Origin of the sequence: Streptomyces gobitricini (genome assembly GCF_039532985.1) — a bacterium.
Classification (GTDB): domain Bacteria; phylum Actinomycetota; class Actinomycetes; order Streptomycetales; family Streptomycetaceae; genus Streptomyces; species Streptomyces gobitricini.
The window spans coordinates 253,887-267,535 of sequence record NZ_BAAASR010000013.1 but is presented as its reverse complement, the minus strand read 5'-3'; the positions used below and the strand labels follow the sequence as shown (position 1 = coordinate 267,535).

At 68.6% G+C, this 13,649-nt stretch carries 8 protein-coding genes; 3 read left to right on the top strand and 5 right to left on the bottom strand.

The annotated features are described in order from the left end of the window. Positions 1-164: 164 nt before the first annotated feature. The 3 genes from ABD347_RS10820 to ABD347_RS10810 all read right to left on the bottom strand — a co-directional run bounded on the left by ABD347_RS10820 (position 165) and on the right by ABD347_RS10810 (position 2,702). Entirely contained in the window at positions 165-2,030 is a 1,866-nt protein-coding gene (locus ABD347_RS10820) for a DNA/RNA helicase domain-containing protein (RefSeq protein WP_344359551.1), read from the bottom strand. Positions 2,031-2,184: 154 nt separating this feature from the next. Then, positions 2,185-2,367 (bottom strand): hypothetical protein, encoded by a 183-nt coding sequence (locus ABD347_RS10815; protein ID WP_344359857.1) that lies wholly within the window; start codon positions 2,365-2,367, stop codon positions 2,185-2,187. A gap of 74 nt (positions 2,368-2,441) precedes the next feature. After that, positions 2,442-2,702 carry a hypothetical protein gene (locus ABD347_RS10810; RefSeq protein ID WP_344359549.1) on the bottom strand — a complete coding sequence of 87 codons (261 nt, stop codon included), beginning with the start codon at positions 2,700-2,702 and terminating at the stop codon, positions 2,442-2,444. Positions 2,703-2,922: 220 nt separating this feature from the next. Here ABD347_RS10810 and ABD347_RS10805 point away from each other — a divergent pair, with 220 nt between their 5' ends. Further along, positions 2,923-3,765 (top strand): DUF5753 domain-containing protein, encoded by an 843-nt coding sequence (locus ABD347_RS10805; protein ID WP_344359547.1) that lies wholly within the window; start codon positions 2,923-2,925, stop codon positions 3,763-3,765. Then, a complete protein-coding gene (locus ABD347_RS10800) occupies positions 3,747-3,956 on the top strand; it encodes a DUF397 domain-containing protein (RefSeq protein ID WP_344359544.1) in 210 nt (69 codons plus the stop codon). Before ABD347_RS10805 ends, ABD347_RS10800 begins: the two co-directional genes overlap by 19 nt. 59 nt (positions 3,957-4,015) lie before the next feature. On the opposite strand, the gene pglX is transcribed toward ABD347_RS10800, so the two are convergent. Further along, positions 4,016-7,624: a BREX-2 system adenine-specific DNA-methyltransferase PglX gene (gene pglX, locus ABD347_RS10795; RefSeq protein ID WP_344359541.1), complete on the bottom strand. Its 3,609-nt coding sequence runs from the start codon at positions 7,622-7,624 to the stop codon at positions 4,016-4,018. Further along, positions 7,621-12,306, bottom strand: coding sequence for a BREX system serine/threonine kinase PglW (pglW, locus tag ABD347_RS10790; protein ID WP_344359539.1), 4,686 nt, complete (start codon positions 12,304-12,306; stop codon positions 7,621-7,623). The genes pglX and pglW overlap by 4 nt, the downstream gene beginning before the upstream one ends. A 296-nt stretch (positions 12,307-12,602) precedes the next feature. Between pglW and ABD347_RS10785 the strand changes: the two genes are divergently transcribed. Then, positions 12,603-13,649 carry a beta family protein gene (locus tag ABD347_RS10785; RefSeq protein ID WP_344359537.1) on the top strand — a complete coding sequence of 349 codons (1,047 nt, stop codon included), beginning with the start codon at positions 12,603-12,605 and terminating at the stop codon, positions 13,647-13,649.

Sequence of the window (13,649 nt, the reverse complement as noted above, 5' to 3'; positions counted from 1 at the left end):
GTCTCACTCTCGACGGGCGGGCGCTGCCGACGGTACTGATGTGATGCTTGAAGCTCGTCCGATCGTATGGCGTCGGTCTGACAGCGGTTGACCGTTTTCGGACACCGGTTGTCGGAGGCCCGTCGGACGTCAGTCCGACGGGAACGGGGACGGTCCCTCGCGCCCTACGCCGGAGGGATCAGCGACCGCAGCTTCTCCCGCGTCTCCGGATCCGTCGAGTAGATGATCGTGCCGACCATCCCCCGGGTCAGCAGCACCTTGTACGTGTTCCTGACGAGCAGGTCGATGTGGGCGTCGGGCGTCGCCTTGGTGAACGACGGGTCCTTCGACGCTGCACGGTCCACCACCCACCGGTCGGTACGCCACACCAGATCGGGCCCCATGATCACACCGGACCAGTCGTACTCGAAGCCCTGCGCCGTGTACACACAGCCCACCTGACCGAAACCGGCCTTGTCGGTCGCCCACAGCGGCGCCGGCGGCGCCCCGAGCACCGACCGGTCCCCGTACACGTTCCACGGCCGGGCCCAGTCCCCGATGACGACATCGGCGGGCAGCGCCTGCATGTCCGGGGTGATCTTCGTCGTCCACCGCCAGCAGTAGCCGGCCGACATCCGGGCCCCGTAGCCCTCGTCACGGCGCGCGACGAGGAAATCCTCGAGCTCCTGAGGGCTGTCGGCGACCCGCAGCTCCACCTTGCCGTCCGGCTCCCAGAGCGTCGGCGTCTCTCCCTCCAGACCGAGCAGATCCGCGACCCACCGCACGTACGCGTCACTGCCGCCGCAGCGGAACTGGCTGTCCAGGTCCACCACCGTGCACTCGAGACCGTGCGCGGCGGCGGCCTGCCGGATCTGCTCCTCGGTCCCCATCTCGCCCGGCCGCACCACCTGGTGCTGGTCGAGCAGGAACACCGGCACCCGGGCCGCGTCGATCAGCTCGGACACCTGCGGCTTGCCGGTGCGCAGAGCGGCCTTCGTGTAGCGGTTGGCCGAGGTGATGCGGAGCCGGTGCGCCTCGTCGCAGATCAGCACGTCGAGGTCGTTCGGCTCGGCCTCCATGAAGCTGTTGAAGTACTTGAACAGCTTCTGCACCTCGGGCTTCCGCGCCCCGGCGACCTTGCGCATCGTCTTGGTGAACGACTGCGACCCGGTCGCGTGCAGCGCGGGGACACCGCGACGGTACAGCTCTCCGAGCAGCTGCATCGCGATCACGCTCTTGCCGGACCCGGGACCGCCGGTCACCACGATGACCTGCTTGTGGTTGGCGCGCTGCGCCTTCCGTACGGCCGACATGACCAGCTCGTACGCGAGCCGCTGCTCGTCGAGCAGCACGAACTGCTCCCGCTCCCGCACCTCGGCCGCCGCGACGCTCATCAGCTGCTTGGAGGGCCGCACCTTGCCTTGCAGGAGTACGTCGGCGGCCTCGGCACCCGGCTTGGGCGCGAGGCGCGAACGCAGGAAGTCCAGGAACGCGCCGCGCTCATCGCCGGTGTACATGCGCCCGTGGAGCGTCTCGGGCACGGTCCGCAGCGAGCCGACCCCGAACTCGGTGGCGTTGTGCAGGTAGGCCACACCTGCGACGGCTTCGGGAGTCCGCTCCACGGCCCCGTTGAAGGACAGCAGGTACTCGCAGTAGCCCCTGACCTGCTCGATCGGGTTCAGAACGGGGTGCGGGTAGGCATCGATCCGGCAGAGGAGCGGGTCCTCCTCCTCAGGGTGCGCCTCGCTCCACTGCTTGAGCTCCACCACGACGTACGACGGCTCGCCGGTGGTGGGGCGGACGCCGGCCAGTATCGCGTCCGCCCGCTTGCTGGTGAGGGGCAGCCCGTACTCGACCATCACCTCGACATCGCCGAGCCCGGCCTCGACCAGAGCGTTCGCGAGCGCGGGAAGGCTGCGCTCCCAGGAGCGCACCTCGGAGCCGCCGGGCTGGTGACTGTGCTTGTGCCGGAAGTTCTCGATCAGGAGCAGCGCCAGAGAACCCTCGAGCGTGCGGGCGGCAACCGACGCCGCGGACTCACGGAACAGCAAGACAGGCCCCCAGGCAGCACAGAAAAGCTCGTGCGGGTGGGGGCATGTCCTCGAAGTCCGCTAAGCGGAACGGAAGCCCGTCGGGCCGCTGAGATGATTTCCGTCATCTTAAGACAGCGTGTGGATCACGGGGAGGGCGCCGGTCCGGACTCGCTCAGCTCGCGGACGGCGGCCCGTTGCCGAGGTTGCGCCTGCGCCAGCTGCGCGCGTTGGCCTCGGCGACGAGCGCGCTCAGCAGCTCCGCGCCGGTGAGCGGATGAAGGTGCGTGGGTTCGACGTCCCACTCGCGACCGCCGCCGAGAGGGCGGAGCTGGAGGTACGGGCCGTCGGCGCCCATGACGCGGCCCACGTGGTTGCGGGTGGTGTCGAGGACGATGGCGCCGACGGGTGGGAGGTCGGCCTTGCCGCCGGTCAAGTGGCCAGCCCGTTCATAATCGCGGCGGCGAGCGCGTGGGCGACGGGTGCCGAACAAATCCCGAGGTTGACGAGGGCGTAGGACGCTTCTGCCTCGCGGTCGTCCAACCACGGGGTACGGATGTCCATGGCGGGAAGCTGGATGCTGGCCCGGCTGAGCGCGGCAGCGAGAGCGTCGCGGGCGTCCAAGGCCTCCTGGACCTGCGGGGTGGGGACGGCCTTCGGAGTATTGGCCGGATTGTGTGTGGTGGGTGCCATGGGGGTCACTCCTCGTGGGTGGACTGCGCTGTTTCTCCGGCCCGCTGACGTGTGGTGAATTACGCTGCGTAGTCCGGGTGTGACGAGGATGTGTCCGGATGTGGGCGGGCGGGCCGTGGACGGGGAAGTGCTTCCCCGGCGTACGACGCCGGTTCCACACCTTCCACGCCCCGTCCACACCTCTGCCCGTGTGCGAGCGACTCGGAGGGGAGCGCGCGTCATGCCGCAGCGACGAGTGATCAGCGGCCGCAGCCAGGAACCACGGCAACGGTTTGCGGAGGAGCTGCGGAGACTGAGGGGTGAGCGGCGGGTGAGCCTGCGGCAGCTCGGGGAACGGGTGGGCTGGGACTGGTCCTTGTTCGGGAAGATGGAGAAGGGCGAGACGATCAGCAGCCCGGAGGTCGTCCAGGCGCTGGACACGTTCTATGGGACACCTGACTTCCTGATGACCCTGTGGGAGCTGGCGACGGGGGACAAGTCGCAGTTCAAGGAGCGGTGCCGGCGGTACATGAAGCTGGAGGCGGAGGCGGTGAGCCTCTGGCACTTCGCGGTGAGCGTGGTGCCGGGGTTGCTGCAGACGCCGGGGTACGCGCGAGAAGTGCTGGCGGCGGGCGGGTACAAGGGGAAGGAGCTGGACCAGCAGGTCGAGGCGCGGATGAGCCGGAAGGTGCTGCTGGAGGGGGAGGATGCGCCGCCGTTTCGGACGATCCTCTCGGAAGCTGTGCTGAGGATGGGCTTGAGGGATGCCGGGGAGTGGCAGGGCCAGCTCGACTACCTGGCAGAGATGGCAGAGCGGCCGGACGTGGCGATCCACGTGCTGCCGTTCAGCGCCGGGCCGTACGGACTCGACAGCACGGACGTGTGGTTCCTCCGGCTTGCGCAGGGCCGTACGGTGGCCTACACAGAGAACGCGCACACTGGCGAGCTGATCGAGGAAAGCGCGTCTGTTGAGCGGCTGCAACGTGCCTACGATGCAGTGCGCGACATGGCTCTGTCCCCTGCCGAGTCGCGGAAGTTCATCCTGCGCCTGTTGGAGGAAGTGCCGTGCGACCCAATGACCTGAACGCTGCGACCTGGCGCAAGAGCTCCCACAGCAACTCGGATGGCGGCGCGTGCGTAGAGGTTTCCGACGACTTCACCTCCGTCGTCCCGGTGCGGGACAGTAAGGCCCCGCGGGGCCCGGTTCTCGTGTTCCCGGCAGACGACTGGTCTTCCTTCGTCACAGCGGTCAAGACCGGGCAACTGATCGGCTGAGCAGACGACACGGCCCCCGCGAGCCTTCCGGATCGCGGGGACCGTTGTCTTACCTGGGCTTACTTCTTGGTCGTACGTCGTCGCGTGGCCGCGGCAGGGCGCCACGCGCGCAGGTCGTCGTCCGTCAGACCGTGCTTGCCCTGCTCCATCTGCCGGTCGCCCCGGAAGAAGTCGGCCGGAGACGTTCCGAAGGTGGGATCGAACTCGTTGTGCCACTGGTCCAGCCACGGCTGCAGCTCCAGCAGGCCGGCCAGGAACGGGGTGACTTCCTCGTCAGTGAGGGCTTCATGAGTGGCGATGTACGTGGTGAGCGCGTACGCCTGCTCCTGATGGTCCCAGCCGGCCCAGCCGTACAGGTCGGGCGTGGGCACATTGGCCTGCCCGTACGCGATGAAGCGCTCCTTGGGCACGTCCAGCTTGCCCCGAGCCCGCCAGTAGGAGGGCCGCAGGAAGTCGGCCGACGTGTACTTCGGCGGTACGGGGATGGTGTCCCGGATTTTCCGCTTGGCCAGCTCGTCCTCGGCGGCGTCCTCCTGCCGCTGAAGATCCCAGACGTGCTCCCAGTCGGCGCGCTTCTTGAGTCCGGAGGGCTTGTAGCGCAGCGCGGAGAGGAACGGCACGTGCTCGTCGGTCATCAGCTCGGCGACGACGGTGGGCAGTTCCTTGCGGGGCGCGTAGATCTTCGCGACGGAGACGAAGTCCTCGTCGCGGGACAGGTTGTCGGTGAGGCGGGAAAGCGTGACGAGGGCGGGCATCCCGTTCTCATCGAACCAGTGGTCCCGGCTCTCGATCCGATCGAGCAGCCACGACCGCAGGGCCTTCTCCTGCAGCGCGTCCCACCCCTCCGTGGCCCAGCGCCGCTTGTATTCCGGCCGCTCGACCATTCCGATGGCCCGGGAAGACTCGATGGCGTCGATCCGCTTCTGCACGACCTCACGGTAGGCGGCGGGCCAGTGCGCCGGAATCTCGGTGATGGGCGTGGACCCATGCCGCTTGAACCACTCGTCACTGGCTTCGCCTGCGGCGACGCGGCGGGCCAGAACGATCTCGAAGGCGCGCTCACCAAGAGCGAGTTCGGGGATGTCGGGGGAATCGGGGTCCTTCGAGGCCCGCAGATCTTCGGGGTACAGGTTGTAGAGCGTGTACACCTGCCAGTCGAGCTCTTCTTGGAGCGCGATCATGCGGCCGCGCGTGAGGGTCCAGTTGTCGCGCGCTTCTCGTAGGGCAGATGCCGTCACCGTGGCTTGAGTTACGAGAGCCGACGGCTGCGCCGTCGTGAGCCGACTGGCCAGGCGATCGAGCGCAGTAGCGAGCGCGACTGGCTGATGTGCAGGGATGGGAAAGCGCTCAACGTTCGTGCTATTGAACTGATAGAAACGTTCCCACTCGCCACTCGTAAATCCACCACCCTCGCCTCGGATTCCTTTGTCGTGACAGTTAAGCTTCAGCCACAGGGCTGCTGATGAGCTATTCAGGAGCCCCAGGATCTGCAAATGGGCGTCGAGGCTAGCGCCTTCCTGTAGCTTGATTGCTGGTGCCGTCTGTTTGAATACCTTTCCTCCGCGGTCTAGGGCGAAGTGATTGTGTGTAGCTACTTCGGCAAACGAGATCGAAAGTTGAGCACGGTGGCGCTCGGCGAAGAAGAGGGCAAGGTCGAACCAGCGTAGGTTACGGGCTTCGGGAGTGCGACCGAAGTAGACGCGCTGCCGCAGGTTTGAGCGGTACGGCCAAAGGTAGCGGGCTGCCGCTGGGCTTGGCTCACGCCTTGATCCATTCCATTGCTGAAGCATGAGTGTGACCGTAGGTGACTGAATCGCAAAGTCGCGTACCCCGTCTCCATCTACGGCTGTAAGCGTCTCGTCTGCGAAGCCACGCCTAGACGCTTGCGCCTCGGATGCCTGGAAAACGGCATCCTCGCCAGTAAGTGCCGTCATTCCGACAGCTGTTGCCCTCGAAGCTAGGGTTGCGGCAGAGGATGCCTCGATTCTTTCGACCATTTCTAGACCGCCATCTGCCAAGATCCATGGCTGTCGTGCGAAGTAGCGGGAGCGTTCAAGATCACCTGCCGAAACCCACTTACCAGTGAATCCGGGCTTGTCGATCTGTTCTACGATTGCGCGCCAGACGTGCCCCTCCTCTGGGTTGGCAGGTGCCGACGGCTCGCCCTGTACGCTTCTGACGGTGCGAATGGTAGTTGAACGTCCACCCCCGCCACGTCGCTGCCCAATTAGGATGACGGTGGGTGTTCCATGTCCTGGAATGTATGCCCCTGAGGTGTCGATTACCTCGGTCAGCTCCACCTCGTGGCCGAAAAATGTCTCGATGAGTCGTGCGCCGAATTCCCTTTTCATGAAGGAGTTCGCGGTGATCTGGCCGACCATGCCATATCCGCGCCCGCTCGCAGAGTCGCCAGCCTGGGCAAGCTCGAAGAACCTCTGCGCGAACGGAACCGAAAGTGCGTACTTCCCGGAGCAAGCGTCGTACAACTCGCGATACAGCTCATTGAGCTTTTTGTCCTTCACCGTGATGTACGGCGGGTTGCCCACCACCACGTGATACCGCCCCGGCCTCAAAATATCCGGGTGCTCGTGCACATCCTCCGTCTCGTACTTGAACTCGGCCAGCTCGTCCGAGCCCTCGCTCCCGTCCCCCTCGAACAGGCTCTCCTGACGGTGCCGGTGCTTGATCAGCGAGTCGCCCACCGCCAGGTGAATCGGCCACTCATACCGCGCCGCCTCCCCCAGCGTCCGTACGCCACTCGCCGCCATCGCTGCAACCAGCAACCGGAACCGCGCAATAGCCACCGCGAACGGGTTCAGGTCCACCCCATGCACCGAGTCCAGCGCAGCCCGAACCCGCTCGTGCAGGTCCTTGCCCGGCTGGCCGTCGCCCCACAGCCGCACCAGCCGCCGGAACGCGCCCAGCACGAAGTGACCCGACCCGCACGTGGGGTCGATCATCTTCAGGCCCTCGTAGCCGAACTCCCGGACCGCAGGGTCCATCGTCCGGTCGAGGATGAACTCCTCCACGAACTCCGGGGTCTGCAGCAGCGCGTATGTCTTACGCGCCGCCTCGCTCAGGTCCTGGTACAGGTCACCCAGGAACCGGGTGTCCCACCCCTCCGTACCGTCCTCGTTCAGCGGATCCGTGAAGTCGTGGACAAGAAGGCCCTCCCCGTCTCTGCCCCGCCAGAAGTCCACCAGCTCCCGCGCCCCGTCATGCGACAACGGGATCTGGTACAGCGGGTTGTGTCGGCGGTCGAACAGCAGCCGGCCCGCCTGACCCGAGCCCAGCTCCTCGAAGGCGCGCTCCAGCCACCCTCGGTACGTCGGGTCCTCCGACGTCGCCAGGTAGTCCTCGTACCGGGCGAGCGCCAGGTCCCGCCGGTCGGCGCTCGGCGCCGTCAGGTACGGCTCCGGGATCAGGCCGTTGTCCTCGCAGAAGCGCACGAACACCGATCCCAGCACCCACGCCACCGCGACCTGCGTGATGCGCTCGTCCAGCCACGTGTTCCACGTCGCCGCCGTACGGCCGAGTTTCCGAGCCCGGTCGTACTCGTCCCGCAGGCGTGCGCCCTCCGGGACGACCTTCACCTGCTTGCCCAGGTCGGCTTCGACCGCCTTGACCTGCTGCTTCAGGTCGTCCAACAGGGCTTTGCGGTCGATCACTTCTCGTCTCCAGTTGCCTTGACTTCGTTGAGACCCGACCGGTGGGCGTTCTTCACCCACGAGTCGGGCAAGTCGATCCATTCGCCGAGCCCCGCCTGGTACGGCACGGCCACAGCCCCCAGCTTCGGCTCGCGCGCCGGGTCCGGCTGGGGCACGAGCAGCCACAGGCCACGCCCGCCCTGCCGGGCGGCCTCCGCCAGCCGGTCCAGGACGCCCATCGCGTCGTACCGCGCGAAGACCGCCGTCTCCGTCAGCAGCACCGGGCCCGCGCCCGTCGCCGGGTCGAGCAGCTCCCGTACCCGGGGCTCGACCGTGCCCCACGCCGTCCGCGCGTACTCGGCGAACTTCATCGCCCCCCGCGTGCCCGGCTCTGCGACGTCGGCCTTCAACAGGGTCTCCCACGTCGGCTTCGTGGCGGGCGGTACGAGGGCGTGCATGGACTCCAGGAACAGCTCGGTCACCGACACCGGGCGCGCGCCGATCCGGTCGCCGGTCAGCCTGTGTACCGCCTCGACCGTACGGCCGTGGTGCACGGTCAGGACCCGGTAGCCATCCTGGCGGGCTGAGGCGAGGAGTCGCTCGTCCGTGCGGACCGCGCCCGCGAGCAGCGGGTCGTCGGAGTACCGCGTCACCGTGCCGACGCCGCTCGACGTGTGCCCGATGCCGCCGGTCAGATAACTGGAGGTGCCGTCCATCCGCGTGGGCAGATAGCGCAGGGTCTTCGTGTCCTCGCGCGTGGACAGGGTGAGCTCGAAGCCGGCGTCGAAGAGGGCCTTCGTCAGGCGGCTGCCGGTCGGCAGCTCGTACGTCGTGACCCCGCGCGCGTCGGTGACGACGAGTTCGGGGAAGCGGGCGCGGACCCGCTCGTGGATGTCCTCGCCGGTGAGGCCCGGCTGTCGGGCCTCAGGGACACCCGGGATCATCGGGACCAGGCCGGCCTGCGTGAGCCGCAGGGCGCGAACCAGCGACAGGTCGCGCGGGTAGATCTCGAGGCGCGGGGTGGCGGCGGCGTTGGCCGAAGCCGCGGCGGCCAGTTCGACGAGCCGGCGCTCGTCCCACTCGACGAGGCCGGGCGGCGGAGTGAGCGCGCCGAGTTCGCTGAGGACCGTGGTCGCCGTCGGGAGGGTGTCGAGGCGGGAGAGCCGGTCGGCGGTCTTGCCGAGCCGCATCGCGTAGTCGAGGAGCCCGGGAGCCGTCGGGGTGTCCGGGGCGTCGCCCTCCCGGACGTCCAGGGCGAGCAGCCCCGCGGCAAGGGCGTCCTCGGTGGCCTTGCGGTTGGGCTGGTGCTGGAACTCGGCCTCCTCCGGCTCCAGCTGCTCCACCTCCACCACGGCCCGTACGGCCGCGAGGGCAAGGGCGCGCCGCTGCTCACGCTCGGCCAGCTGCGTACCGCGTCGTACGGCGAGGGCGTCGGCGATCTCCAGGGCGGAGGCGACACGGCCGAGGCCCGCGAGGAGATCCATGATCTCCGTGCGCAGCGCCTGGACAGCCGGGTGCTTCTTCCAGCGCTTGCGCTCCTCCTTGAGCATCTGCGGGATGCGGCCGGCGGACAGTCCGAGGGCCTCCGCCACGTCCTTCTGCTTGGGCCATACGCCGATGTCGGGCAGTTCGCCGCGCTCGTTGGGGAGGCGGAGCAGCAGCCGCACCATTTCGATCTTGTTGCTGTTGGAGCGGTTGTTGTTGAGCTCCGGGACGAAAATCGTGGCGAGGGTGTCCAGGCTGACCGAGCGCAGGGCGGACGCGGTGAGTCCGCCCGCTCCCTCGCTGGTGGCGAGCGAGCCGAGAACGGCCGATTCGGCGGCCGTGAGCTGGGCGAGCTCTTCCTTGGCCTCGGCGCGGCCCTTCGGCGTGAGCGGCGAGACGGGGGCCTCCCGCAGCAGCTTGCCCCACTGGCGCTGGCGGCGCTGCACCTCGGTGCGGGTCTTGGTGCCGAGACCGGGGGCGTTGAGGAGCTTGCTGCGGCTGTAGTCGAGGAGCCCGCCGACAGTGGTGATGCCGAGCCCGTAGAGGAAGGACTCGGCGGCCGGGGTGAGGCCCGCGGAGGAGAGGTGGGTGTCCCGGGTGACAGCCGCGGCGAGCCGTTCGCGCTGCTCGTCGGCGGTGAGCGGCTCGGCCTCCGCGATGGCGGGTGCGCCGATCGGGGCGGTCTGCTCGGAGGCCGGCTCGGGGTGACGGGTGCGGTGGCTGGACGGCACCGCCTGCGCGGCGTCCAGGAAGATCTTCTTCCAGGCGTCCCGCATCGGCTTGAGCTCGGGGTATCGCTTCGCGGTGTCCCGGTGCAGCGCCTTGCGGAAGAAGGCGACCAGCCCGTCACGTACGGCAGGCTCGAAGGCGTCGGCCGCGATGACGGGGTACGGGAACTCGACCTCGCTCGTCATGTGCGGCGGCACCGAGCCGTCGCCCCACTTCGGGAGCTCGCCGGACGCCATCTGGTGCAGCGTGACGGCCACCGCGTACCGCTCGGCGTGCGAGTCGTACGCGGTGCGCGTGAGGCCGCCGATGAACGGGTCGAGATAGCCCTCCGTACCGGCATCGTGGTCCGTCGCCGGGTAGCCGGCGAGGGAGAAGTCGATCAGCACCAGCTCGCGGGTGCGGTTGGGGCGGATGCGGATGGCGATGTTGTCGGGCTTGATGTCGCGGTGCCAGACGCTCTCGCCCTCCAGGAAGTCCACGGCTCCGAAGAGGTAGTCGCCGTACGCCTCCAGCTGGTCCATCTGCAGCCGGCCGCGCTCGCGGAGCTGGCGGGCGACGGTCTCCTCGCGGCGGCGGTGCCGTGTGCTCTTGAGGGGAGCAGCGTCGGAGCCCTCGGCTCCGACGCCGTCAGGGTCGGTGTCCTGGTCGCGTTCGTCCCCGACGTACTCCAGAGCGAGCACGGTCCGGCCCGCGATCCGCAGGGGCTCCGGTTCGACGAGCCGGATGATCCGGGAGTCCGGGCGCAGCCGGCCCATGACCTCGGCCTCGTGGACGAGGATCTCGCCCCGGCTGTCGGAGAGTGCCACCTTGAGCACGGCGAGCGCGCGGGTCTTCCGGACCTCCGCCTCCAGGTCCCGTACGAGGAAGGCGCGGCTGGTGGAGCCGGTGCCCAGGCGGCGGCGGACCACCCACCGGCCGCCGAGGACGTCACCGGCGACAGCTTCCAGCGGGTCCTTCTCGGGCACGTCGGCGGTCGCGGTCTCCGCGGGGGGCGTCGGTGCGGTGAGGCTGTCCTCGACGCACTCCAGCATCTCCAGGAACTCGTCCACCGTGGACAGCCGCTGACCGGGGCGGTACGCGGTGGCCGCCTGCACCAGATCGTCGATGTCCTCGGACAGGCCGTCCACAAGAGAACTGGGGCGCAGGCCCTCGCCGGCTTCCAGCCGTGCGAGCAGCTCGGCCTGGCTGGCGGCGGGCGCCTTGCCGGTGACGAGAAGATAGGTGAGGACACCGAGGCCGTAGACGTCGAGATACACGGGGTCCGCCTTGAGTGCGGTCAACTCGGGCGCCAGGTAGGGGTCGGAGCCCTCGGAGATGTGCGTCACCGACAGGGCCGTGGGGGCGAAGCGGGTCATGCCCTGTCCTGTGGAGCCGTCCGTGCCGGAGGACCGCTGGGTGGCGATCTGCCAGTCCGAGATCTGGAGCCGCGGAGCCAGCCAGGCGGCGTCCTCACCGATCGCCTTGCCCTCCCGGCCCCGGTTGCGCGGGATGACGTGCACCGAGCGCGCGGCGAGGGCGCGGTGGTGGATCCGGCTCGAGTGGGCGGACCGTATGGTCTCGGCGAGCTGGCGGACGAGCGCCATCCGGCCGAGGATGTCGAGCCGCTTGCCGTGCTGGAGCAGGTATTCGTCCAGCCGGAGGGTCTGCGGGTGGTAGTCGAAGATCAGCGCGGGACCGGCCGTGTGCCCGGACGGGAAGTACTGCTTCAGCTGCACGACGCCGGGGTGACGGAAGCGCTGGAGCACCGCGGCCTCGCGGCGGGCGGCGTTCTCGACCGAGCGTCGGAGGGAGGCGTCGGAACCGCGCTCGCTCAGATAGACCCGGACCCGGGCGACCTCCGGCAGCTCACTGTGGGTGGCCCGGTAGTCGGCCCAGGTGGGGCCGGAATCGAAGGACTTGCGCTCCAGCTGGTACGGGCCGACCTTGTACGCGGCCTCACTGCGCTTGATGCCGATGCGGTCCAGAGCGGTCTTGATCTCGCGGGAGTCGATCGCCGTGATGCGGCGTCGCTCGTCGCGCGGCTGCTGTTTCAGCATGGCCACGAGCTCGGGGACGGTGTACACGCCGTTCTGGTCGTGGGCCGGGAGGCGGACCCGCAGACCACCGTCGGTGAAGCAGACCGCTTCACCCACCCACACCCGTTTGCCGTTCTGGCCGAGGAGCGTGGCCAGCTCCTTCGCCTTCTTGTTGACCAGGTGGAGGGGGTTGCCGTGGGGGCGGCGGTGGCCGCCGGGGGTGGTCTGGACCCAGGTGCCGTTCTCGCTGGTCACGGAGCCGTGCCAGTCCTTCAGCTCGATCATGAACATGCCGCCGGGGGCGACGATGAGCAGATCGACCTCGCGGACGTGCCCGGTGATCGCGGTGAAGGTGAAGTTCGACCAGGCACGCCACGGGTCCGCGTCCGGCAGCTGGGAGCGGATGGCTTCCAGGCCGCGACGCTCATGGTCGAACTCGGAGTCGGCGACCGTCGTCCACCGGCCTTCCCGCATGCGCTGTCCCCGCCCGTCTCGTTTCCCGTGCCCGCTGATGGACCGTCCAGTGGCTTCAGGCCGTCCAGGCCGTCCCGACCAGGGCGCATCCGGGAGAAATCCTAATGGTGGGCGGTGACAGAAGGGGCGGGTCCGGCGGAAGCGGTAGTCGACGGCCGCGAGAAGCGGTGATCGTTTCAGGCGGCTATGGGAGGTTCTGGCCAAAGAGGCCGAATCGGCGTGGTTTCGGACTCGGCACGCAGGGCGGACTCTGGCTACGGGCCATCGGAGTCGGCAGAGCCGAGGGGGAATCCGCCGTGTCTGAGCCGTCGTACGTGCCCGTGCTGCCAGTTCGACCGCATGCGGTGGAGGCCTACGGATGGCTGCCACCGACCGACCAGCGGGACATTCGACCCCTGTGGAACCTGCCTCCGAGGCCGGGAGTCGCCGCTTCCGCCCTCGCCGTGGCGTTCCGTAAGGAGCTCGGCTCGGTGAGCCATGTCCAGCGCCGTCGTGCCGCGTGGATCGATGCGCCTTTCGCCGACGAGACGCAGGTGGCCGCGCTGGCCGACCTCCTCGACGAGCACTGCACGTTCGGGACGCTTCAGCCGGTGACCGGACCGGACCGGTCACCGTTTCAGCAAACGGCATCCCTCGAAACGGCGGCCCGCAGCGGACGGGGCATCGGGGTCCGCGTCCGGGTCACGGGGGAATGGGCCGCCGAGGCGGCGGAGGGCGTACGTTCCCTGTTGGCCTGCGCCGAGCCGACGGTCAGTGCTGACCTTCTCCTGGACATGGGTGGGGTACTCGCGGACCGGCCCGATGCCGGGAAGGAGGCGCTGCGGGCGCTCGACGCTCTTGTTCCCCTCACTCACTGGCGTTCGGTCTCCGTTCTGAGCGGCGGCTTTCCCAGGGTCGCAGCGGAGATGCTGGACCACGGCATGCATGAAGAGCCCCGGTGGGACTGGGCGGTGTGGCACGAAGTAACGCACAGTCGCCGGGCATACGCGCCCCTGTTGAGCTACGGCGACTACGGAACACAGTCCGCCGACGCGATCGCAAGGGTGCCGCGGCCGGACCAGACGGGCGGACCGGACTGGGGGTTCCTCCGTTACACGACCGAGCAGGCGTTCGTCATGACGAAGGTCCTGCACCGAGGCAGCGGGAAGATCGCGTTCAACCGGGCGGCGGCGCGCGACCTCGTCCGGTTGACCGACTTCCGCGGCCCACTGGCAAGTGCCGGCGAAAGTTGGCTACGCGACTGCGCGCACGGGGAGGGGAGCACCGGCGGCTTCGAGAAGTGGCTGAGCGTGGGCAACGCTCAGCACCTTGCGTACGTTGCCCACACCATGCGGCGACGCTGA

Bases quoted from the DNA above. Each gene is read 5' to 3' on its own strand.
- ABD347_RS10815 (WP_344359857.1), bottom strand. From the start codon at position 2,367: ATGGGCGCCGACGGCCCGTACCTCCAGCTCCGCCCTCTCGGCGGCGGT.
- ABD347_RS10810 (WP_344359549.1), bottom strand. From the start codon at position 2,702: ATGGCACCCACCACACACAATCCGGCCAATACTCCGAAGGCCGTCCCC.
- ABD347_RS10805 (WP_344359547.1), top strand. From the start codon at position 2,923: ATGCCGCAGCGACGAGTGATCAGCGGCCGCAGCCAGGAACCACGGCAA.
- pglW (WP_344359539.1), bottom strand. From the start codon at position 12,306: ATGCGGGAAGGCCGGTGGACGACGGTCGCCGACTCCGAGTTCGACCAT.